The organism is Brevibacillus laterosporus DSM 25, from assembly GCF_002706795.1.
GTDB lineage: Bacteria > Bacillota > Bacilli > Brevibacillales > Brevibacillaceae > Brevibacillus_B > Brevibacillus_B laterosporus.
In genome coordinates, this window is record NZ_CP017705.1 from 1,049,642 (window position 1) to 1,072,634 (window position 22,993).

The 22,993-nt window shown below is 41.5% G+C and carries 25 protein-coding genes; 6 read left to right on the top strand and 19 right to left on the bottom strand.

All coding sequences use genetic code 11. From position 1 onward, the window contains the following. Nucleotides 1–63: 63 nt before the first annotated feature. The 5 genes from BrL25_RS04945 to BrL25_RS04965 all read right to left on the bottom strand — a co-directional run bounded on the left by BrL25_RS04945 (nucleotide 64) and on the right by BrL25_RS04965 (nucleotide 6,424). Entirely contained in the window at nucleotides 64–1,215 is a 1,152-nt protein-coding gene (locus BrL25_RS04945) for a glycerate kinase (RefSeq protein WP_018671731.1), read from the bottom strand. A gap of 36 nt (nucleotides 1,216–1,251) precedes the next feature. Further along, nucleotides 1,252–2,520 (bottom strand): GntP family permease, encoded by a 1,269-nt coding sequence (locus tag BrL25_RS04950; protein WP_018671730.1) that lies wholly within the window; start codon nucleotides 2,518–2,520, stop codon nucleotides 1,252–1,254. 197 nt (nucleotides 2,521–2,717) lie between these two features. Beyond that, nucleotides 2,718–3,866, bottom strand: a complete 1,149-nt coding sequence (locus BrL25_RS04955; RefSeq protein WP_018671729.1) for a sugar diacid recognition domain-containing protein — start codon at nucleotides 3,864–3,866, stop codon at nucleotides 2,718–2,720. Between the two features lie 131 nt (nucleotides 3,867–3,997). Further along, nucleotides 3,998–5,284, bottom strand: a complete 1,287-nt coding sequence (locus tag BrL25_RS04960; RefSeq protein WP_018671728.1) for an ArsB/NhaD family transporter — start codon at nucleotides 5,282–5,284, stop codon at nucleotides 3,998–4,000. Nucleotides 5,285–5,455: 171 nt separating this feature from the next. Beyond that, nucleotides 5,456–6,424 carry a substrate-binding domain-containing protein gene (locus BrL25_RS04965; protein ID WP_018671727.1) on the bottom strand — a complete coding sequence of 323 codons (969 nt, stop codon included), beginning with the start codon at nucleotides 6,422–6,424 and terminating at the stop codon, nucleotides 5,456–5,458. Nucleotides 6,425–6,563: 139 nt separating this feature from the next. On the opposite strand from BrL25_RS04965, the gene modA reads away from it, so the two are divergent. Genes modA through BrL25_RS04980 form a run of 3 tightly spaced genes read left to right on the top strand, consistent with a single transcriptional unit; the run spans nucleotide 6,564 to nucleotide 8,845 of the window. Then, nucleotides 6,564–7,394, top strand: coding sequence for a molybdate ABC transporter substrate-binding protein (gene modA / locus BrL25_RS04970; protein WP_018671726.1), 831 nt, complete (start codon nucleotides 6,564–6,566; stop codon nucleotides 7,392–7,394). A 53-nt stretch (nucleotides 7,395–7,447) separates the two neighbouring features. After that, nucleotides 7,448–8,137: a molybdate ABC transporter permease subunit gene (gene modB, locus BrL25_RS04975; protein ID WP_018671725.1), complete on the top strand. Its 690-nt coding sequence runs from the start codon at nucleotides 7,448–7,450 to the stop codon at nucleotides 8,135–8,137. Nucleotides 8,138–8,167: 30 nt separating this feature from the next. Then, on the top strand, nucleotides 8,168–8,845 hold the full coding sequence (locus BrL25_RS04980; RefSeq protein ID WP_018671724.1) for an ATP-binding cassette domain-containing protein: 678 nt from the start codon (nucleotides 8,168–8,170) through the stop codon (nucleotides 8,843–8,845). Nucleotides 8,846–8,955: 110 nt separating this feature from the next. On the opposite strand, the gene BrL25_RS04985 is transcribed toward BrL25_RS04980, so the two are convergent. The 6 genes from BrL25_RS04985 to BrL25_RS05005 all read right to left on the bottom strand — a co-directional run bounded on the left by BrL25_RS04985 (nucleotide 8,956) and on the right by BrL25_RS05005 (nucleotide 12,224). Further along, nucleotides 8,956–9,903 carry a 3'-5' exoribonuclease YhaM family protein gene (locus BrL25_RS04985; protein ID WP_018671723.1) on the bottom strand — a complete coding sequence of 316 codons (948 nt, stop codon included), beginning with the start codon at nucleotides 9,901–9,903 and terminating at the stop codon, nucleotides 8,956–8,958. Between the two features lie 2 nt (nucleotides 9,904–9,905). Next, entirely contained in the window at nucleotides 9,906–10,385 is a 480-nt protein-coding gene (locus tag BrL25_RS04990) for a YkvA family protein (protein WP_018671722.1), read from the bottom strand. Then, nucleotides 10,378–11,004 (bottom strand): DedA family protein, encoded by a 627-nt coding sequence (locus BrL25_RS04995; protein ID WP_018671721.1) that lies wholly within the window; start codon nucleotides 11,002–11,004, stop codon nucleotides 10,378–10,380. Before BrL25_RS04995 ends, BrL25_RS04990 begins: the two co-directional genes overlap by 8 nt. Nucleotides 11,005–11,198: 194 nt before the next feature. Next, nucleotides 11,199–11,438, bottom strand: a complete 240-nt coding sequence (locus tag BrL25_RS05000) for a hypothetical protein (protein WP_018671720.1) — start codon at nucleotides 11,436–11,438, stop codon at nucleotides 11,199–11,201. A gap of 165 nt (nucleotides 11,439–11,603) precedes the next feature. Then, on the bottom strand, nucleotides 11,604–11,774 hold the full coding sequence (locus BrL25_RS25115; protein WP_018671719.1) for a hypothetical protein: 171 nt from the start codon (nucleotides 11,772–11,774) through the stop codon (nucleotides 11,604–11,606). Between the two features lie 84 nt (nucleotides 11,775–11,858). Further along, on the bottom strand, nucleotides 11,859–12,224 hold the full coding sequence (locus BrL25_RS05005; RefSeq protein WP_018671718.1) for a PspC domain-containing protein: 366 nt from the start codon (nucleotides 12,222–12,224) through the stop codon (nucleotides 11,859–11,861). A gap of 121 nt (nucleotides 12,225–12,345) precedes the next feature. Between BrL25_RS05005 and BrL25_RS05010 the strand changes: the two genes are divergently transcribed. Further along, nucleotides 12,346–12,717: a hypothetical protein gene (locus BrL25_RS05010; protein ID WP_018671717.1), complete on the top strand. Its 372-nt coding sequence runs from the start codon at nucleotides 12,346–12,348 to the stop codon at nucleotides 12,715–12,717. Between the two features lie 133 nt (nucleotides 12,718–12,850). On the opposite strand, the gene BrL25_RS05015 is transcribed toward BrL25_RS05010, so the two are convergent. Next, the gene (locus tag BrL25_RS05015; protein ID WP_018671716.1) at nucleotides 12,851–13,411 is read right to left on the bottom strand and encodes a GbsR/MarR family transcriptional regulator; all 561 of its coding nucleotides are present in this window, start codon (nucleotides 13,409–13,411) and stop codon (nucleotides 12,851–12,853) included. A gap of 289 nt (nucleotides 13,412–13,700) precedes the next feature. Between BrL25_RS05015 and BrL25_RS05020 the strand changes: the two genes are divergently transcribed. Further along, nucleotides 13,701–14,897: a quaternary amine ABC transporter ATP-binding protein gene (locus tag BrL25_RS05020; protein WP_018671715.1), complete on the top strand. Its 1,197-nt coding sequence runs from the start codon at nucleotides 13,701–13,703 to the stop codon at nucleotides 14,895–14,897. Beyond that, nucleotides 14,897–16,633, top strand: coding sequence for an ABC transporter permease/substrate binding protein (locus BrL25_RS26295; RefSeq protein ID WP_018671714.1), 1,737 nt, complete (start codon nucleotides 14,897–14,899; stop codon nucleotides 16,631–16,633). Before BrL25_RS05020 ends, BrL25_RS26295 begins: the two co-directional genes overlap by 1 nt. A gap of 37 nt (nucleotides 16,634–16,670) precedes the next feature. Here BrL25_RS26295 and BrL25_RS05030 read toward each other — a convergent pair whose 3' ends face one another. The 7 genes from BrL25_RS05030 to opp4B all read right to left on the bottom strand — a co-directional run bounded on the left by BrL25_RS05030 (nucleotide 16,671) and on the right by opp4B (nucleotide 22,979). Beyond that, nucleotides 16,671–17,294: a flavin reductase family protein gene (locus BrL25_RS05030; protein ID WP_018671713.1), complete on the bottom strand. Its 624-nt coding sequence runs from the start codon at nucleotides 17,292–17,294 to the stop codon at nucleotides 16,671–16,673. A 21-nt stretch (nucleotides 17,295–17,315) separates the two neighbouring features. After that, nucleotides 17,316–18,479, bottom strand: coding sequence for a homogentisate 1,2-dioxygenase (locus BrL25_RS05035; protein ID WP_018671712.1), 1,164 nt, complete (start codon nucleotides 18,477–18,479; stop codon nucleotides 17,316–17,318). A 15-nt stretch (nucleotides 18,480–18,494) separates the two neighbouring features. Beyond that, a complete protein-coding gene (locus BrL25_RS05040) occupies nucleotides 18,495–19,445 on the bottom strand; it encodes a fumarylacetoacetate hydrolase family protein (protein WP_026315157.1) in 951 nt (316 codons plus the stop codon). Nucleotides 19,446–19,675: 230 nt separating this feature from the next. Further along, a complete protein-coding gene (locus tag BrL25_RS05045; RefSeq protein ID WP_018671710.1) occupies nucleotides 19,676–20,017 on the bottom strand; it encodes a DUF3870 domain-containing protein in 342 nt (113 codons plus the stop codon). A gap of 55 nt (nucleotides 20,018–20,072) precedes the next feature. Further along, nucleotides 20,073–20,966: an RluA family pseudouridine synthase gene (locus BrL25_RS05050; protein ID WP_018671709.1), complete on the bottom strand. Its 894-nt coding sequence runs from the start codon at nucleotides 20,964–20,966 to the stop codon at nucleotides 20,073–20,075. Between the two features lie 122 nt (nucleotides 20,967–21,088). Beyond that, complete coding sequence (opp4C, locus tag BrL25_RS05055; protein WP_018671708.1) at nucleotides 21,089–22,000, bottom strand: oligopeptide ABC transporter permease; 912 nt, start codon at nucleotides 21,998–22,000, stop codon at nucleotides 21,089–21,091. Between the two features lie 13 nt (nucleotides 22,001–22,013). Next, nucleotides 22,014–22,979: an oligopeptide ABC transporter permease gene (gene opp4B / locus BrL25_RS05060; protein WP_018671707.1), complete on the bottom strand. Its 966-nt coding sequence runs from the start codon at nucleotides 22,977–22,979 to the stop codon at nucleotides 22,014–22,016. Nucleotides 22,980–22,993: the final 14 nt, after the last annotated feature.

A 22,993-nucleotide genomic window follows, 5' to 3' on the forward strand; every position in this document is an offset into this window, starting at 1 on the left:
AAAAGCCCTTTTCATCACTTGAAACTTCAGCAAGTTTCCTGATGAGAAGGGCTTTTTGGTTTTCTATTTACTCTTCTGCCACATGGCACCCAGTTTCAAAGACATTGCCACATTACGTGCCGTCCGCTCCATATTTTGTGCGCCTTCTTGCAAAATTTCTTCCAAGGGAGCTAAGTGAGGGATAATCGGGAATAAAAGGTCGATTCCATGCTCATGTACAACCTTACTCTCCTCTGTCACACAACCCGCAATTCCGATCACTGGAACATTGAATAGCTTAGCTGTTTTGGCTACACCAATCGGAGTTTTTCCATGGATGGTCTGGAAATCTACACGCCCTTCCCCTGTGATGACAAAGTCAGCGTCCTGTACATGTTTAGTTAACTCAGTTGCCTCTATTACAATTTGAATGCCTCGTTTTAATTCGCATTGAAAGAAAGCTAGCACACCTGCTCCTAGACCACCTGCTGCCCCAGCTCCTTCGATCCTATCAACATCTTTTCCAAGGCATTCTTTCAGTTTTTTAGCATAATGTACTAAATTTTGATCCAGTAGGGCTACCTGTTCAGGGGTTGCGCCTTTCTGTGGTCCAAATACAGCGGAAGCTCCCTTTGGTCCTGTCAAAGGATTATCAACATCACACGCTATCTCAAAGGTTACTTGCTGCAAACGGGGGTCCAAACCGCTTATGTCGATCTGAACAAGCTTATCAAGCTCTCCGCCTCCATTACCAAGCTCCTTACCGTTACGGTCTAGTAGCTTTACACCTAGCGCTTGTGCTACACCCGCACCACCATCATTCGTTGCACTTCCACCAAGACCTAATATAATATGTTTGACGCCTGAGTCCAGAGCATGGAGAATTAATTCGCCAGTACCTCGCGTTGTTGTTACAAGCGGATTTCTCTGTTCTCGTGGTACTAGGTGCAAGCCTGAAGCTGCTGCCATTTCAATGACTGCCGTTTTTTTATCACCTAATAAACCATAGAATGCCTTCACAGGTTGACCCATAGGACCGGTTACTTGGCAAGTAACAATCTCTCCACCTGTTGCATCAACCAGCGATTGAACCGTTCCTTCTCCACCATCTGCCATTGGTATCAAAACACACTTAGCGTTAGGGAAGACTTCTTTTACTCCTTTTTCAATTGCCTCTGCTGCTTGCATAGCCGTTAGACTTTCTTTAAAAGAATCCGGTGCAATAACGAATTTCATCGTTGTCTCTCCTCTCATGTGTCGTACTCGCCATCTTTATACCATAATTTGAAAAATACCAAATAAAAGAGTAGAAATTACAGCAAGTACAAAACCAATCATTGTCTCATAAGGAATTAAGCGTAACCGTTCTTTCATTGCCATATTAATGCTACCACCCGTAGCATGGAAGAAGCTTCCGTGTGGCATATGATCAAATACAGTCGCACCTGCATGTATCATCGCTGCCGCCGCTAGTGAGCTTACACCTAACTCAACGATCGTACTGCCAAATACAGAGCTTGCTACCACAGTACCAGCTGTTGTAGAAGCTGTAGCCAAAGACATCAACGCACCGCTGATTGGTGCCAACAAGTAAGCAGGGAGACCAGAAGCAGTCAATGCAGAAATAATGACACCTTTTAGTTCTGAGTTAGCAATAATTCCGGCAAGCGTTCCCGTTCCAATCAGCATGATTGCTACACCAGACATCTTACCTAACCCATATATCGCGTACTGATTAACTTTCTTTATCCGTCCCATTGCAATTGCTCCTACAAGACCACCCACTGGCAAAGCAATTAACGGATCGATATTGATATCAAATAGAGGTCGTAAAGACAGTAGAACAATAGCTGTAAGCGGTGCTAAAATCGCTGTTCCAAAGCTCGGAAGCTTACTTCTATCAACTTCATTACTTTCATTTGCCGCTACTTTACTTCCTTTTTGCGATAATCTTTTTGCAATCATGTAGGTCACAACTACTCCAATGAGAGCTGGAATAATTCCGGCGGCCATCACAGAGGTCAATGGTACGTGAAATGTATCTGCCGCTGCGATTGTATTAGGATTCGGTGACATGATGTTACCAGCTTTACCTCCTCCAATCATCGCAAGCAAAATACCCATCTTCGATATATCAGCGCGCAGCGCGATCGCTAGAGCAATCGGAGCTACGGTAATTACTGCTACGTCAATAAAAACCCCCACAGCTGTCAAAATCATCGTTGCGATAGCTAGGGCTAGTAGTGCTCTCGTTTCGCCTACTTTTTTCACAATGGTCTCAGCAATCGTGGATGCTGCTCCCGATTCAATTAGTACCCCTGCCAAAACACCAGCTGCAAGGATACGTAAGACAGCTGGTATAACACCCTTGGTTCCCTCAATCATTAGGGTAACAGTATCCGGCAAATTGACTCCGCCTATGACGCCACCAACCAAGGCACCAGCAATCATTCCATAAGCAGGTGGCACTTTACGTAAAATAAGAACGATAGCTACAATCAACGCCGCCAATGCCCCGAAAACGCTTACGGTTACATCCATGTATGACTCCTCCTTCTGACTTTTGCTCTATTTGTCTCATTTTTATTTCCTGTCTATATCATAGCGCTTTCATGAAAGCGGATTCATCAGCCACTAAAACAAAACTCCCGCCTTACGGACAAGGAGTTTTTGTTCATTTGCACAATAAATTCTTTTCAGTTGGCAGAATTGGAAGTTGTTACTTATTTACTACATGATCATTTTTTTAGCTTATATAGCCACATAGCAAATTGTAACGAAATTAAATCACTGATTCGCTTAGGGTCCTTTCCTGTGATGTCATGAATGCGTTGTAGTCGGTACCTGAGCGTATTACGGTGAATTACGAGCCGCTTAGCAATTCGATTCAGCTCTCCCTCTTCTGCCATATAAACTTGAAGGGTTTGCTGAAGCTCTCCGCTTTTATCCTGTGCGATAAGATTCTTATACACCTTGATCATCTCTTCTGATTTCCAAGAATCCTGAACCGATACCATCAGTGTCTCATTTAAAAAATCATCATAGTAATAAACCGTTAATTCTGGAGCCATAGCTTTACCAGCTAGTAAAGTATCTTGAGCAGACTCATAGCAATACCGTAGCCCTTCTGCACCTGAAAAAGCTTTTCCTACTGAAACCTTAATAGGTGTAATGAGCTGATTTTTTAGCAATGATAAAATTTGTTCAACACCTTCACAAATTGCTTCCTTATCTCGATAATGACGTGATTCTTTCACTAAAACAATCTGTTTTGAATTCTTAATAGCCATCATCTCAATGGTATCACGCATCTCCAATAAACCGACCATTTGGCGTAATGTCGTGTAAGCACTATCATCAGAAATTCCTATATCCACTAATTCAATGACAACCGCCACCCTCTTAATGGACAAATCGATTTGCAGTCGCCTTGCCTGTTCCTTCCATAAGGATATATCCTGCTGGTCAGAATGTATGATCGACAACAAAAAATCTTCCCGTAACCGTTTATCCAGCTTGGCCTGCTCTAGCAAATAGGATTGCTCTAGAAACATTTCTGCTGTCATTTTGACAAGCTCTCCATACTTCGTCACTTCACGTGGATCACCGGTGATGCCAATGACACCCACAATTTCATTTTGAAATTGAATAACTAAATTGGTCCCAGCCTGCACACCAACCAAACGCTTTACATCTTCTGGATACACTTCAAAACGACCTCGACGCTCAATAGCAATAACCGCACCTTCATGTTTTTGATGCAGTCTCTTTTTATCTCCTGAAGCAATGATGTATCCACGCTCATCCATCACGTTTACGTTATAACCAATGACTTTCATCATCCTAGTAACAATTTCTTGCGCGAGCTCTTGTGTAACTTGCAACACTCCGGCCACTTCCCTTACCTGATCGATGTTTTTTGCTCCATGTATTATCTTACAAAAGCAGACTAGTAGCAAAAAACCATCGGCTAAGGCTCTCGCCTCTTTCGATGGTTTTTAAACATATTTAGATACTGTTAAGCAAAGTAGAAATAACGCAAATAGACGTATAAGTGAGATACGAGCAATGTAATGATCGTGATCGGGAACGCAACCTTGAAAAACATCCCAAAGCTAATTGGGTATTTTTCTTTCGAAGCCATTCCTACAACAATTACGTTAGCACTAGCACCGATAATCGTACCATTCCCACCCAAGCAAGCACCAAGCGCAAGACTCCACCATAGTGGCTCCAGATTAGTAATACCAAGGCTTCCCATCTCTTTAATCATGGGGATCATTGTTGCTACGAATGGAATGTTATCAACAAATGCAGATGCAATCCCACTCATCCACAGAATGATTAGCGATGTTTTCATTGTATCACCTTGTGTGAATTCGATTGCTTTTTCAGCTAAGGAAGCTATAACACCTGTGTTAACCAGACCAGATACCAATACGAACAACCCTGCAAAGAAGAAGATCGTATTCCATTCTACTTTAAGCAAAGCTTCTTCTAAATAATGCTCTCCTGTTAACAGTAGTAATAAGAATGCTCCTACTAATGCAATCGTGGCTGATTCTAAATGGAATACACCATGCAAGCCAAAGCCAATAATGGTCAGCGTAAGCACTGTTAATGACTTCTTTAATAAAGTAGGATTCGTTAGTTCTTGTTTTTCATCTAGTAACATTAGTTTTTGCTGTAATTCTGGAGTTGTCTTTAATCCCTTTCGATAAACAAGTAGCAAGTAAATAATTACAACAACTAAAATAATAGCTATGACTGGAGCCATATGTACCAGAAAAGCCACAAAGGTTAATTCGGGTACAGCACTCCCTATCATGATGTTGGGCGGATCACCAATCAGTGTCCCAGCTCCCCCAACATTGGAGCAAATGATCTCACTAATCAGATAAGGAATCGGATTTACGTTCAACTGACGAGCAATACTAAATGTGATAGGGACCATGAGTAGAACAGTCGTTACGTTATCCAGTAAAGCAGACGCAAGAGCTGTAATTAAGCTCAGTGCAATCAGAATTTTAACCGGGTCACCCTTTACTGCTTTAGCGGCCTTAATGGCTACGAAGGTGAACACCCCTGTTTGTGCGGTTATGCTCACGATAATCATCATCCCGATTAATAAGCCTAATGTATTAAAATCAATATGATGAATCCCTTCCTCCTGGGTAACTATACCCGTGAGGATCATGAGCAATCCCCCTGCCATCGCAACAATTGTGCGGTGCAGTTTTTCACTGATAATAAAAGCGTAGGTAATGAGAAAAATCGCAATTGCTAGTAATGCTTGATTATCCACTTGATAACCTCTCTTTCTTTCCCATGAAGTTTATTTTGTTATATTATCCAAAAGCTGGATGTAAAAAACGACAAAAAGAGCCCATCTAATGACAGGCTCCTCCATAACACATTCGTATCAAGTTTATACCCTATAGCATACCGGGATTTTGATCATTTGTAAAGTAATTTATCACCAAGAATGAATAGGACCCTTCAGCTTGGTCTGGCCCGTGAGCGTTACATCATATCCCCCGATAGCCTGTAGTTCTTGTTTAAAAGCTTCACTTTGTAACAATTTCAGGAGACTGTTTACCCAATAATGACTCTCTTCCGTCACTAACATTACCAGATCATAGTGCTCTTTGATTAAGGGGATAAACTCCACGTCTACAATCCTAGCAGCTTTTTCAATTCCAATCCCTACGTCAGCCGATCCCCTCGCCACAGCCGTTGCAACTGCTAAATGACTATGTTCCACATGATCAAAATAGCCATATAATCGAGATGGATCAAGCTGATGAAGGCGCAATTGCTCATCTAATAGAACTCTCGCTCCAGAACCCGCCTCCCGATTGACTATTCTGACTCCTGACTTTTGTAAATCAGCCCACGTACGTAGCTGTAAGGGGTTCCCCTTCGCTACATATAGACCGGCTTGGCGAGCCATCATATGAACAATCAGGTATGGCCGCCCCGTTAATATACGTTGTACATAAGGTACATTGTAGATCCCGCTGTCTCCATCAAATAGATGTGTACTCACAATATGCGCTTCTCCTCGATAAAGAGAAACCAAGCTATTCAAGCTTCCTTGGTAGGAACGTAGCGCTCTCAGTTGGCCTGTTTGCTTTTCTAGCTGAGAAGCTAACAAATCTAGCGCCATATCCTGTCCACTTATAATAATAGATTGTACTCCACTAGAAGATGGTTGATCAGCTACGATAGGTTTTCCCGCTTGTGAAAAGGAGGGGGTGTAAGCACCTTTTTTCGATTTTGTTTTTTGCTTGTAGGATTCTAGGTCGCTTGCATCTACTCGCATCTGTCTACCAACCCGATAAGCAGACAGCTCCCCCTTCTTAATGAGGTCATATACTGTCAGCTTGGATACTCGCAAAATATTGGCAACTTCTTCTGTCGTATAGGAGATGTTTTGCGTCATGAATAGCCTCCTTTTCAAGTACCGAATCTTCGATAGTAAAAATATCTTATCATAACTAGTAATCCAAGCTATAATGTTCTTAATTAGTTATATCTAAATATAATTAATTATAACTACTTATATTGAAGGAGAGTCTTTCATGTTAACATCACGCAAGAAAAAAACCTTTCTGAGCAGTTTGGTCAGTTTCTCCTTATTACTTGCAACAGTAGGCTGTTCCACTCCCGCTCCATCGACCACCCAACCTACTACTGATTCGAAATCCCAACAAACCAAGACGGAAATCTTTGTGTCTGCCGCAGCAAGCATGACCGATGTGCTCCAAGATGTAAAAAAAGAATATGAAACAAACCATCCTGAAATTACACTGACCTATAACTTCGGTGGATCAGGTAAACTCGCCCAACAAATTGAACAGGGAGCACCAAGCGATCTCTTCATCTCTGCTAGTTCCAAGGATATGAATACGTTAAAAGATAAAAGCCTGATCATCGAAGACTCCCAAACCGAACTAGTCACAAATGAGATGGTATTAATTGCTCCAAAAGAAAGTACCATTTCCGTTGATTCATTTGAGAAAATAGCACCTGAGGCAGGTAAGCAATTTGCGATTGGTGAGCCTAGCTCCGTCCCAGTCGGTCGTTATACGGAGGAAGCCTTGACAAAATTAGGTCTATGGGAAAAAATGAAGCCAACCATGGTTTATGCAAAAGATGTACGTCAAGTATTAACCTATGTTGAATCAGGTAATGCCGAACTGGGTGTCGTATATAAAAGTGATGCACTTACATCTGATAAGATCAAAATTCTAGCAACTGCCAAGCAAGAGTGGCATAGCCCCATTGTCTACCCAGCAGCTATAGTAAAAGCTACACAGCATCAAAAGGAAGCTCAAGAATTTTTAACATTCCTCACCGCTGATTTTTCAAAAGCTGCTTTTGAAAAATACGGATTTCACCCTGTAAAATAAGCAACCTTTCAATCATGTATATGCAAAGCAATATAAAGTGAGGGTACTTTTTCATGCCTGACATCTCTTATTCCCCGCTCTACCTGTCGTTGCAGGTAGCGGGGATTTCCACTATCGTTGTATTTATCAGCGGATTATTTATCGCCTATTGGTTCTCGCGTCGTCAATTTTTTGGCAAAAGTATTTTGGAGGCATTGTTTCTATTGCCTCTCGTGCTTCCTCCCACTGTAGTAGGCTTTGGTCTGCTTCTACTGTTTGGTAAAAACGGATTAATAGGTAAATTTTTATTGGAAGCTTTTCAATTTCAAATTGTTTTTACCTGGGTAGGAGCAGTGATCGCCTCTGCTGTGGTCTCATTTCCCCTGATGTATCAAGCCGCTCACGCTGCCTTCCAAAATATGAATCGACGCTACGAGCAAGCAGCTGTTATGCTTGGCGCTTCTGCTTGGAGGGTCTTTTGGACCGTCACGTTTCCTTTGTGCTGGCCCGGGCTTTTGGCTGGACTTGTGCTTTCCTTTGCAAGAGCGCTGGGTGAATTCGGAGCAACACTCATGTTAGCTGGTAATATTCCTGGGAAAACGGAAACACTTCCCATCGCCATCTATTTTGCCGTCGAGGGTGGGCGTATGGAAATCGCCGCCTTTTGGGTAGCTATTATCGTTGCCATCGGCTTTAGTACCATACTTTGGCTTAACTGGTGGAGTAAACATACATTAAATCGTCATACGCAGTTTAAAGATTAGAAGTCACTTTTATGTAGATGAGGTATTTCCATGCTACAGGTCCAACTCATGAAACAACGTGCGCATTTCGCATTAGAAGTATCATTTACTGTTCATAACGAAATTGTCGTCTTGTTTGGTCAATCTGGCTCAGGGAAAACCAGTATCTTGGAATGTATCGCTGGTTTGCTCACTCCGGATGCAGCTCAAATTACACTACACGGACAAGCATTATGCACTCCTGTAAAAAGCGTACCTCCCCAAAAACGAAATATCGGATATGTCTTTCAGGACTATGCATTGTTTCCTCACATGACCGTTGAAAAAAATATTTTGTACGGGATTCATTCCAGAAAACAGGCTGTTGATAAGGCCTTCTTGGAGCAAATCTGCGAAACGCTAGGTATTCGTCATTTGTGGAAAAGCTTTCCGAGTAAAATCTCAGGTGGAGAAAAGCAACGAGTTGCATTGGCTCGTGCTTTAGCAATCAAACCAGATTTATTGCTTTTAGATGAGCCTCTATCAGCCCTAGATCCTGCAACCAGAGCAGAGTGTCAGGACGAGTTGCTTCGCTTGCATCAGCTCTGGAACATTCCCGTCTTATTAGTCACACACGATGAGGCAGAAGCGTACAAGCTAGGAAATAGAATCTTGCGCTTACGAACGGGAAGGATAGAGGAGGAAATATTGCTTCACCCCCCCATGTCCGTTACTCACAAAAAAAGCTGAAGTAGGATACAGCCTACGTCAGCTTTTTTACTATCAATTTCTAATTTCTAGGAAGGCTACATCTGGTTACACGCGTTTCCTTTAACAAACATACACTTATCTGTAGTCGTCTAAAAACCTCTCCATACCTTCCGTTTTAACACGGGTGCATAATGCCATTCTTGCTCTTCAGGCATCTCTTGTAAGGTATTTCCTAACGCATTCATTTTACTATCAATTTGATCAAGATAGTGGAAAATGACAGCGGTTGGTGTCTTACCGGAAACAGCGCTTCCCCATCCCATTTCCAAATCGCCATGGTGACTTAAAATGCAATGCTTCAGATGCAACACTTCACTATCCTCCAATGGAATAGCTAAGTCTGTACATGCTTTCGTCACCATCTCTACTCCCATAACCAAATGACCAATTAACTGTCCTGGAGTCGTATACTCTGGTGCCACTGGATCGGATAGCTCATACAGTTTTCCAATATCGTGTAAGATGCAGGTTGTAAGCAATACATCATGATCTACCTGCGGATATAGAGGTAATAAGCGTTTGCCTAAATCCAATAAAGAGACGATATGCTCCAATAAGCCTGAGTAGTAATGATGGTGCATACGTACACCCGCAGGGAAAGAACGCATCCGTTCATAAACGTCTTCTTTCCCGATCAGATGTGAAATGATGGCTCGCAGTGTTGGGCTTTGAATATCGGATATATGACTTTCCAGCCTTGTCCACAATTCATCTGTCGCATATTTAGAAGTAGGGACTAGAGATTCCATTAAAACCTCGTCCGCAGGAGTAGCATGGCGTACTCGTTGAATGACCAATTGCTTTTTACCACGGTACATTTGGACCTGTGCATCAATTTTAATGATCGATTTTACTTGAAGATTTTCTTTAAGCTCATCCGTGACATCCCAAATCTTTGCAGGCAAGCTACCAGATCTGTCACCAATCTCTAAATTCATATATTCGCTCTGGTTACTAGCAACGCCAATTTCTCTACTTTTAACGAGACAAAAGGCGATTACGCGTTCTCCCTCCACATAATCAGCCAAAAATTTCATATCTAATTCCCCTTTGTTTTTTGGAAAAGGAGGGCTTCAATCTTTTTCAAGATATGAGTCCCTACTAAATCATCCGCTTTCGAAATAACATCCGTAATCACCTGTAGCAAGTTATCTTTTCCGTTCCAATGCTCTTGGACAATGACTTGCTCAGTGCTACTAAGAATCTTATGTAAAGCATATACAGCTAGTACTATATCATCTAAATAACCAATAGGCCCTGTAAGAACCTCAGGAATTAAATCTACAGGTGAAATAAAGTAGGCAACGGCAAATGCTGCTGTAGCCTTGGCTTTCGTAGCAACTCGCTTGTCCACTAGCAATCTGGCCAAAAGCACAAATAGATCAGGGGCAAGTAGAATATATTGAGTAGAATCCTCCCGCATGCCTTTGCCACGAATGAACTTCTCCACTTTTTCTCTTAGCTTATCATAAAATCGTTGATGATTTTTTGGGATCAGCATAATTTGTTCATCATTCATCTGGTTTTCCTCCTGCTCTTTTTTTCCGAACACGCTGATAAATATATACCACAAGAACCACTGCAACAAAGATGAGTAGAATCCAAATAGTCACTTTTTTAATAGCTAATTGGAAGACTCTCTCCCAGCTCTCGCCTAAAATAAAACCTAAACTAACAAACAAAGCCGTCCAAAATGCCCCTCCTGCATAGGCTAAAATAGCAAAGGTACGAAAACGTAACTCTGTAATACCAGCAAAGTAAGCAGTATATTGACGAATCCCTGGCAAAAAATAGCCAATGGGAATGGCCCACTTTCCAAAACGTTGAAACCATTCCTCCGTCTTTTTAAACACTCGATACCCTTTTTCGAAACGCTTCAAACGCTTTTCAATAAAAGGATGCCCCAATTTAAATCCAATCCAATAAGCTGCCGTCATTGCACTTATGGAGCCTAGATAGCAGACTAAAAAGGTTGGTAGAAAATACAGGTCTCCCCTAGATACCAAAAACCCTGAAAACACCAGAAGTGTCTCCTCAGGAACAGGTAAGCCAATCAAGCCAAAAAAGAATAGTCCATATAGAGCAAAGTAACCATATTGTGAGATATATCCGCCAAAATGATTAATAAATTCATTCATTCAGGTCTTCCCTTTCCTTTCTCTATATATCGTGCCAAATCATAGCAAGTAAGTTCAAGTTGTCTTTATCTACCCAATATGACGTCCTTGTCCATCATTGGTTGCATACAAATACACAACATGTTTGCTTATAAATTGGCTCAATAAAAAAGAAAGGAACCACGCTCCATAATGCGCTGGTCCCTTTCATGACTTTATTTTGCTTGTTGGCCGCGAGCAAATGCATTACGTTCATGGAGAACTACCATAATTTCGCTAACCGTATGTTTGTTATGAATCATTGTCATAACATGTTCAACGTCTTCTTTTTCTAAACCGGTCGCGATTAGACTTTCTTTTAAAAGAACGTCGTTGTTGCGACGGAAAAAGGATTGCAACGTTCGCAATACACGCCCTTCAAAATTCGTCTTTAACAATAGTTCAGTCGTTGACATTAACTTCCACCTCATCCTACAGTATAGAAACTATTATCTCCCAAACTGTCCAAGGAATCAACCTTCTGTCCATAACCTTATGTATTGCCAGCTTTAGACAGTAAATATACTTCCTTACAAACTCAAAAGAGGCTACCTAATCCCTTGTGCCTCTTTTGCATGTCATTATTTGTTTGTAACCGATGGACATGTTGTCAGCATCTCTTCTAACACTTGGACATCATTTTCTAAACCACGAACGTCTTCTTCTAGCATCTTAAGCAGATGCTTTTTATCCCGAAGCATCTTTCGTGTTTGATCTAAGCGCTCTTGCATATCAAAAACACCGATATACACTATCGTTTCCCTCCCTATGTAAGATCCAACGAACCACCTTACATCATATGCAACGACAGCATATTGTTTCCACTTTCTTTTGCATCAGGACTGATATTTTTCTAATTCCGCACGAAGCCGTTTTATTTCTTGACGCATTGCGGCTTTTTCCAGTCGTTCCATTTCTTGATCTAAACCTTTATCATAGTTTGTTTTTTCATAGAAAGGTTCTTGATAAAATCCTGATGCAAATTCAGGCTGTGGTCGCTGATAACGTGCCTGCTCCCACATTGGTTCTTTTGGCATGATGAAAGCAAGTAAGAAGTACAGCAATAATGGTACCCCTGTAAAAAAGGTGACAACAGCGGTTACCAAACGTAGTAATGTCGCATCAATTCCTAGATAAGCAGCGAAACCGCCACAAACCCCAAAGATTTTTTTATCAGATTGGGACCGATAGATACGATTCATAATAGGCGCATCCCCTCTCAATATATATACCTGTTCTTGATACTACTAGGATACCGAAATCAGCTACTGTTCAAAACTGGCTAGAGTGGGATTTTTCCTCCGTCTATAGGCGGAGACAGGCTTGCATAAAAAGGATCAGGTTGCTCACGCTATTGATGAGGTGATCAATGTGAGTAAGACAAAAGCAATAACCGTATTGTGTATTGGCCTAGGATTGCTTTGTGTAGCTGGCTGTGATAGGAACCATTCAAGTCAAATACAAGGCATACCAGCTACCATTAAATCTAATCCGCATGTCTATTTTTTACAAAGTCATCCACAAACAGCAACAAATCAAGATAACTTTACTCCATATGGTATGCCGGTAAATTCAGGGAGTGGGACAGATTATGATTTGGTTGTTATACCTGAATCCGTGTCCGATTACGGAGGTTTGTTCGGGAAAAAACAAATCATTTTGACGAATAACCCAAATTCCCCCTATCACAAATAACAGCAAGCTAAAGTAAAAACTCTTTATAAATGTTTTTGAGCAAGCAATATATGGGTACAAATAAATTAGTATTTTTTTTGGAGCAAACAAAAAACGCTAAGGACTCCCTCAGCGCTACACTTGTATTGTCGTATTACTCATCCTCCTTAGGTAAGAAAGTAAATATCTCACCTGTTTCAAAGGAACGGATTAATTTTTCTAACCACTTATAATAAGACAGTGCATGTTGCATTTTAAGCATATCACCCTTAATTAAATAGTGAGCTTGAGGATTGTCTCCGTACTTATCTAACAGAATTTGTAGTTCTCTGAGGGACTTGTGCAAATGATGCACATTGCTTTCCATTGATTTGCGCCAACGAATCGAAAAGTAATCACCCAGATTTTGATGCCAATCTGGTTCTGTTTCATAAAGATCTTTACGAGAACCTTTGCTCCAAACTTTGTTGACCATTTTCAGATCTATCAGGGTTCGCATTCCAGTACTCATACTGGTTTTGCTCATTCCCATCTTCTGACCCATTTCGTCAAGAGTAACTGGGCCTTGTGAAAAGTACATCATGCCATACAAATGACCAACTGATTGCGTCACTCCAAATAAATCCATGTTTTTACCAACCGTTTCAATCATGCGATGGCGCGTTTTTTGAATGGCAACCTGAAGCTCTTCAGGAAGTCCTTCAAATTCATCCATTGTTGTTTACCTCCTAGGACAGGTCAAACTTCATCTTTCATTATATCGATTTTATTGTAGGAGGCAACCATACCCTAGTAAAGGACTGGGTATAGGTGAAATTTTACGAAAAATGGAGTATACTGTACATAAAGTGCGTAAAGTTTTTTCTGTACGTACTTGATCAAGTTATTTCCTGTTTGCTCATGTTCATACATTTTTCATACACTTACCGGAGCGTTTAGTTACTAAATTAAACGTTTTCTCTGGGAGCAAAAGAAAGAAATTACCAGAAGAAGGGAGTGTCTTCATGCCAATTATTGAAGTCAAAAACTTAACAAAGGTATTTGGACGTGATCCAAAAAAAGTATTACCTCTGCTCAAAGAGGGCTGGACAAAAGAAAAAATCCTCAAAGAGACAAAAATGACTGTGGGGGTAAATCAAGCTTCTTTTTCCATAGAGGCTGGAGAAATATTCGTTATAATGGGGCTGTCCGGTAGTGGTAAATCCACATTAGTACGACTACTAAATCGTCTAATTGAGCCGACAGATGGCCATGTGTTTATTAATGGAAAGGATATCGTGTCCTTAAATCATGAGGATCTTCGTGATGTACGCCGTAAAAATATTACAATGGTTTTCCAAAAATTTGCTCTTTTTCCACATCGCACAGTATTGGAGAATGTAGAGTATGGTTTGGAAGTATCTGGCATACCTAAAGCGGAAAGACAAGAAAAAGCAATGAAATCCCTAGAATTGGTTGGTTTAAAAGGCTGGGAAAACTCTTTACCCGATCAGCTTAGCGGTGGTATGCAACAACGTGTCGGTCTTGCTCGTGGATTAGCTAATGATCCTGATGTATTGTTGATGGATGAAGCATTTAGTGCCCTTGATCCTTTGATACGCAAAGAGATGCAAGATGAACTATTAGAATTACAATCAAAAATGAAAAAAACCATTATTTTTATCACGCATGATTTGGATGAAGCATTACGGATTGGTGACCGTATTGCCTTAATGAAGGATGGAAATGTCGTCCAGGTTGGAACACCGGAAGAAATTTTGACCAACCCGGCTAATAAATATGTAGAACGCTTTGTAGAGGACGTAGACTTGTCCAAGGTACTCACAGCTACTCATGTTATGAAACGCCCTGAAACCATTACATTGGAACGTGGCCCGCGTGTTGCTTTGCAATTTATGCAAGAACGTGGTGTATCTACTTTATATGTGGTAGACACACATAAACGTTTATTAGGAGCCATTACTGCTGATGATGCCGTTCAAGCAGTGAAAGAGGGTAAAAAGCTAGCGGATATTCTAATAAAGGAAGAGGTTCCTACTGTTGCTCCTGATACGGTGCTCAATGATCTCTTTGATACCGTAAGCTCTACTCGGGTCCCTGTAGCAGTTGTAGATGAGGGAAATCGATTGCAGGGAATTATCATTCGCGGAGCCGTACTAGCCGCACTCTCAGGCAACACAGAAGGCGGTGAACCAGTATAATGAATATGTTTAAAATTCCTTTAGGTTCATGGATTGAATCATTAGAAGCATGGTTCGATGCTTCCTTTGGTCCTTTATTTGCCGTGATTAGTGCTATTATTGGCGGTTTGGTTAGCGGTTTTGAGTGGCTATTTATTAATATTCCTGCTCTGCTCTTTATCGTCTTGTTCTCCCTGATTATTTATTTTGTAGCACGTTGGAAAATGGCTCTCTTCTCTTTATTGGGGTTACTCCTCATATATAACCTTGGTTATTGGCCACAAACAATGATGACGTTAGCCCAGGTTCTAACGGCAGCCATGATTTCTATTCTTCTTGGGGTGCCGATTGGGATTTGGTGCGCAAAGAAAAATACGGTTCAAAACATCGTTACACCAATTCTAGATTTCATGCAAACCATGCCAGCATTCGTATATCTGCTACCAGCGGTTACATTCTTTTCACTAGGCGTGGTACCAGGTGTTATCGCTTCTGTTATCTTTGCAATTCCTCCAACGATTCGCCTAACGAATCTAGGGATTCGACAAGTCCCAGAGGATTTAGTGGAAGCAGCAGATGCATTTGGCTCTACCCCTATGCAAAAATTAATCAAGCTGCAATTCCCATTAGCCATTCCTTCCATTATGGCTGGGATTAACCAGACCATTATGCTGTCGCTATCGATGGTTGTTATTTCATCTATGATCGGGGCACAAGGCTTGGGTTCGGATGTTTACCGTGCCGTTACACAAACAAAGACCGGTGTAGGCTTTGAAGCAGGGATTGCTGTTGTTATTCTAGCCATCATTTTGGATCGATTTACCCAAACGCTCATTAAAGGACAAGAGAAGAAATCAGCAAAGGCTACTGTGAAACATCGTAGGCCATTGATTTTAGCTTCAGTTGCCATTTTGGTTATTTCTAGCATTGTAAATGGTGTAGTTGGTCATGGAGGCAATGCGAAAAACATTACCCTTTCCTATGTAGCATGGGATTCTGAAATTGCTAGTACACATGTAGTCAAACAAGTGCTAGAACAAAGATTAGGTTATCAAGTTAATATGTTGCAGGTCGAAGCAGGTCCAATGTGGACAGGCGTTGCTACCAAAAGTGCTGATGCCCTTGTTGCTGCTTGGCTACCGAAAACGCACGCTAGCTTCTACGCTAAAAATAAAGATCATGTAGAAGACTTAGGAGCAAATTTAGAAGGTACACGACTTGGTTTGGTTGTTCCAGAATATATGAATATCACGTCTATTCAAGACTTAAGACGTTCTGATATAAAAGATGCTACCAAAGCAACGATTATTGGTATTGAACCTGGGGCTGGTCTGATGTCGGCGGCTACTAAAATGCTCCAGGATTATCAACTAACGGATTGGACTCTAATGGAGGCTTCATCCGCGGCAATGGCTACTGAGCTACAAAAAGCGTATAGCCAGCAAAAACCAATTGTTATCACAGGCTGGACACCACATTGGATGTTCGCCAAAATGAAATTAAAGTATCTTGACGATCCAAAAAATTCATTTGGTGAAGACGAACAAATTCACACGATCGTCCGCTTAGGATTACAAGAGGACTTACCAGATGCGTATCAATTCCTGCGCCAGTTTAAATGGACTCCGGATGATATGGCTCAAGTAATGGTTCGTATTCAGGAAGGCATCGAGCCCGATGATGCAGCCAACGAATGGATTTCGGCTCACCCAGATATAGTAGAAAAATGGCTGGCGGGTATTGAACTCAAGAAATAAAATAAAAGGCATCCTCACTCAGAGGGTGCCTTTTTGCTTACAAATATTTCTTTGGATCATACACAGGTCGAGGATGATCAAACAATTCACCTAACGTAGCATACGTATGCCCTGCTAAACGGCTAACAGGAGCAAATTTTTCAGCATCGATTTTTCCATTAAAATACATGGAATCATCGACATGCACATGCACAACCTCGCCAATGATTAAATCAGAAGCAGCAGGCTCGCCTAAAGTAACAATCTGGTGTAGCTTGCATTCAAAATGGATGCGAGATAACGCTAACCTCGGTACCTTTATTGCTTGAGAAGGGACCAGATCAAGCCCTAGCGCCTCTGCCTCACTTTGATCAGCTGGAAAGTCGGCTGAAGTTTCGTTAACCAACGCAACATTATGCACATCTACTGTGTTAACGACAAATTCTTTTGTTTCAGAAATATTTCGAGCTGTATCCTTCATTACCTGACCCGGTTTACGCGAAACCGATATGGATATCATCATCGGTTCAATACAAGCAACATTAAAATAACTAAATGGAGCTGCATTTACCACACCTAGCTGATTATGCGATGTAACCCAGGCAATGGGACGAGGAATTATGCCACCTATTAGTAATTTATATTTTTCTTGTCTATCTAAATCGCTTATTCGTAACTCCACACGCCATTCCTCCTTTTTACCTTATTCTTTTACAGGTAACCAGCTATACATATAAGCTGTATCCTCTACTGCGAGAGCCTGTTTTGTTGCTTTTAACGGACGGAATGTATCTAGCATGACCGCCAACTCTTTCGTCTCTTTTTTACCGATGCTTGCTTCGATCTTACCCGGATGTGGCCCATGAGGAATACCCATTGGATGTAGCGTTATGGAGCCTTCTACCACACCTTTGCGACTCATAAAGTTACCATCCACATAGTACAGTACTTCGTCACTCTCTACGTTACTGTGGTAATACGGTGCTGGAATAGCCTGCGGATGATAATCATATAAACGCGGGACAAAGGAACAAATCACAAAATTCTGACCAGCAAATGTTTGATGAACTGGAGGTGGCTGATGCACCCGACCCGTTATCGGTTCAAAATCATGAATACTCAGCGCATAAGGGAATAAATAACCATCCCAACCAACAACATCGAACGGATGAAAATCAAACGTATAACTATATAATGTTTGATTTTGTTTGACACGAACTTCAAAGCTACCTTCTTCATCGTAGGTTTCCAATCGCTCTGGCAGACGCATATCCCGCTCACAGAATGGAGAATGTTCCAACAACTGTCCATGTTCGTTTCGATAGCGTTTAGGTGGAACAATTTCATTTTGAGATTCAATCACAAGGAAACGAGTCTCTTCCGTAGATGGTACAATTCGATAGGTCGTCCCAATCGGAATAACCAAATAATCTCCAGGCCGATACGAAATTGTGCCAAAGATGGTTTGAAGTTCCCCCTCGCCCTGATGAACGAAGACTACCTCGTCTCCTTCCGAGTTCCGATAATAATAATCCATTTTTTCAGTTGGTGAACAGACAGCCATCACCACATCATCATTTCCCAATAAGTAACGACGGCCAAGAATAGGGTCTCCACCTTTTGGAGCGTCAAAGCTCAAAAAATGCTGATGACGCAGCTCCTCTCGCTCAACATATTCCATATCAATAGTAGCAATTTTCTTTACTTCCGTCACTTGTGTAGGAGGATTGTGATGATACAAAATGGATTGAATTCCAGAGAATCCTTTTGTTCCCATTAACTGCTCACGGTACAACTCACCATTTGGCTTGAAAAATGTGGTATGACGCTTGTGTGGTACTTCACCCATTTTTGCGTAAAATGGCATGAATCATTCCTCCCCTTATTTTTCTATAATAGTATTGCGCAACGTACCCAGATGATCGATTTCCAATTCAACAACATCTCCTGGCTGTAGCCAATTGTACTGTTCTCCACCGCCTAATTCTAACAAGCATCCACTACCTACCGTGCCCGAGCCGATAACATCTCCAGGGTACAAAAAACAAGCTTCGGAAGCACGGGCAATCATTTGGGCAAATGTATAATAGATATCTACAAAGTTTCCCTGTGAGTACTTTTTGCCATTTATGCTCGCCGTCATTTGTAAATCATAGCGATTGCCTTTTAAGGAGGGGATAAGGCGGCCTTGTAGTTCATCAACAGTAACTAACCAAGGACCCGTGGAGGTTGCAAAATCCTTTGCCTTGGCAGGACCAAGCCCCACTTTCACTTCTTCTCGTTGAATATCGCGTGCACTCCAGTCATTTAGAATCATAAAGCCAGCGATATACTCGTCTGCTTTTTCTATGGGTATATCAATCCCTTTTTTACTAATGACACAAGCGATCTCTAACTCGTAATCCAAAGACATCGTTTGCTTGGGGATAGTGATACTAGCTTCTGTACCCACAAACGCAGCTGGATTTGAAAAATAAAAGACAGGTAACTGATACCACTCAGGGACCATCTCAAGGTCTCGACGCTGCCGACACGTTTTTACATGCTGCTCAAAGGCATAAAAATCTCGGAAACTGGGCGGTCGAGGGATAGGAGCACCAAGCTGTACCTCTTCCATAGAAATAAAACCGCCATACTCTACTCGCTGTTGTTCAAGTAAACATGGGTACCATTTGTCCCATTCGTCTAATACACCCTGCATGGTAGATGGAGCACCTTTCACTGCATGAGCTATGTCGATTATTCCCTTACCTACATACAAGCCAGCACGCCATTCTAACTGATTTCCTACCGATGTAATTTCTACTTTTCGTTGATAACTAACTAATTTCATGACTTCACCTCCTATTTTATACATAAACAAAAAAACCAGTTGCACATAAAACCACACAAGAAAAACCAAAAGGAATCCTCCTTTCGAGTCACTTATTGTATGGCAGTATGAGCAACTGGCTTATGTCTACTTCATTGAGAAAAATCTTCTTAGGATTTATTCCCCATAAACACCCAGTGCCTCTCTGCTATCTTATTACATATTCAAGATATCTAAGATTTATGTGTTACTCATTGCTTACCTTCCAAATATCGATCCAGTGCAGAGCGGAGAGCTTGCAACACTGTCCCTTGTGTCGGTACCAAAGCTCGTTTGCGAATGGTTGCCTGTAGCTTATCCCATTCTAATGGCAAGCATACACCGATTACCAATCCCCGAATAAACTCTTCATTTAACCCCATTAAAAAAGTAAATGATGCATCAACTACTTGGTCCGTTCGACTATCAATCACTAACGAACAGGCAAACATCTTTTGGGTATCTGTCAAAGGTGTTCCCTTAGGTAATTGAGCAAATCCTGTGGCTAAAATGTAAGCGTCGTCGGTATAACGAGGTAGGGGCACATTTGCCATGATCCCTCCCCCCTCCTTCTTCCATAATAAAGCAAATGCTTTACTTTGACTAGAACTATTCTGAACATTCTACGATTTTCTGCATATCTTCTGGAAGTGGCTCTGTTAGATATATTTCTTCACCAGTTCGTGGATGTTTAAATCGTAGCTCAAAGGCATGTAACGCTTGTCTTGCAATGAGCTCACGTCTTCCTCCATATAGATCATCTCCAAGCAATGGATAACCTAAATAACTCATATGGACACGTATCTGATGTGTTCGTCCTGTTTCTAATTGTAGCTGAATATGGCTTATGTCATCTGAGCTTTGTAACACTTGATAGTGTGTCACCGCCTGCTGTCCATCTGGGCGAACCTCCCGCTCTACAATGGACCCCTCTTTGCGGCCAATTGGTGCATCAACTACTCCACTTTGCGTGGTTACACATCCATGAACGAGAGCTTGGTAACGTCTTTTTAAGCTTCGATCTTTTTGCATACGTGAGAATCGGTCATGCGCCCACTGATTTTTAGCAATAATAATTAGCCCAGTGGTATCCTTATCTAATCTACTCACTGGACGAAATTTACGACGTTCCCCCTTTTGCTTCCAGTAATGTATGACACCATTTGCCAAGGTACCTGTTACATGCATGCCAGTAGGGTGGACTACTATTCCGGGAGGCTTAGCTAGTACTAAAACATCCTCGTCTTCATATCGAATCTGTAAATCCATTGCCTCGGGCTCAAGATTTTCAGATTCTTCCTCATCCATCCAGATCGTAATAATATCTCCTGCTTCTACAATTCTTGTTACAAAAGCAAGCTCTCCATTTATCTGTATTTCACCACTGAATTTAGCTCGGATCAACAGTTTACGAGATATCTCGTAGTCTTTTTGTAGAACCTCTCGCAAACTTCGCCCTGCTTGTTGCTCACTTGCATGAAAACGTAATAACAGCTCTTTCATATTTATATCCTCGCTCTGAGAAATGATTACCGTTAGTATAGCACAAAAGCCCTCCTCACTCTGCGTCCTCTAAAGAGAAAACAGTGCAAGAAGAGCTTCGTCTAAGATAGTTGTGTATTTTGCTAGCGTAGTGATTTCGGATTAAAAGCGTCTTTTAATCCTTCTCCTACGAAGTTAATCGCCAAAATTGTCAACGTAATACAAGCACCTGCTGGTAGCCAAATCCACCATTGTTGTTCAATTACTTCTGGAGAGACTGCATCTGACATGATATTCCCCCACGATGGTACGTTAGAAGGAACACCAAATCCTAAGAAGCTAAGCCCTGTCTCTACTACGATCATGGAAGCCAACAGATAAACCCCTTGTACAATGATAGTGGAGATAACATTAGGTAAAATATGCTTGATAATAACCTGTGCGGGCGTACATCCAATTGAGACAGCACTATGCACATATTCGTTCTCTTTTTCTGCTAAAATCTTTCCGCGTACCATCCTCGCGGTAGACCCCCAACTAAGTACACTGACCACTGTAATAAGTGTCAATACACCCGAGGCCGTAAAGACTGAGTTTAATACGATAACGAAAATGAGAAACGGAAATGTAATAATAAAATCCGTAAAACGCATAAGTAAATTGTCCACCACTCCGCCAAAGTAACCAGCCATAGACCCTATTAGGGTACCGAAGATCACGACAAATAAGGTAATGGAGAGACCAATAGTGAGCGAAATTTGTCCACCATATAAAAGGCGTGTATAAACATCACGTCCCCCTTTATCTGTACCTAGCCAATGCTCAGAACTAGGGGCTTGGTTCAAATTGCGGATATCAATCTTAATGGGATCATAATGAGTCAAAAAGTCTGCTAAAAAACAGATTAGAAAGATCAATGCTAGAAAAATGATACTAGCGATTGCCAGCTTATTTTTTGTAAACTTGCGCATTCCGATAGCCCATGGAGAAGTTCCCCGACGCTTCCCCTGATGAGCAGAAGCCTCTGGACTGTTAGTTGTAATTACGGGTTCCATACCTCTTTCCTCCCTATTTCAATCGTATCCGAGGATCAACGACACTGTACAACCAATCCGCTATCAGGTTTCCTAATAGCGCCATAAAGGTTAGCAGCATAGTGATCGACATAACGACAGAATAATCTCGGTTGTTAACGGAGTTGATAAAGAGTTGTCCCAGTCCAGGATAAGTAAAGATGGTTTCGACTATTACCGCTCCCCCAAGTAGGTTACCAATATCAAGTCCTAGAAATGTTACCATCGGGATAAGAGAGTTGCGCAAAATATGCTTGTTATAAATAGCTGTTTCACCTGTGCCTTTTGCCATTGCTGTACGTACATAATCCTTGCCGCTTCCTTCGATAATGTCGTTGCGCAAAAATTGTGTATAGGCAGCCGTATTAAATAGACCTAGTACAGTAGCAGGCAAAATCGTATGTCCTATTTTGCTCAAATAGTAAGATAGGGTTCCCTGATCAACATCCACGCCGATGGAACCGCTCGCGGGTACCCAGCCCAATAAAATGGCAAACACATATATGCACACAATAGCTGCAAAGAACGATGGAATGGCATATCCAACATAATTTAGCGTCACAATGATATTATCTATCCATGTAAAACGACGCCGTGCTGCAATCATCCCCATCACCAAAGCGCCCAGATAAGTAAAAATCAAGGACATACTCATCAGAAAAATGGTATTAGGTAACCGTTCACCAATTAGCTGAGTAACTGGCATTTTATGATTGAATGAATCACCTAAATTTCCTTGTAAAAAGCCACCCACCCAGCGTCCATATTGAACAGGAATCGGATCGTTAAATCCGAGTGATTCTCGCATTTTGGCTATATACTCAGGATTGGCATTATTAGGGTCAATCTTCCCCGAAAGGGCGTCCCCTGGCATTAATTTTGCCAGGGTGAACACCGCAATGGAGATCAGAATCAAAATTGGAATCATGGTAAAAAATCTCCGCAGCGCAAACGCAACCATTCGTACACTCCCCT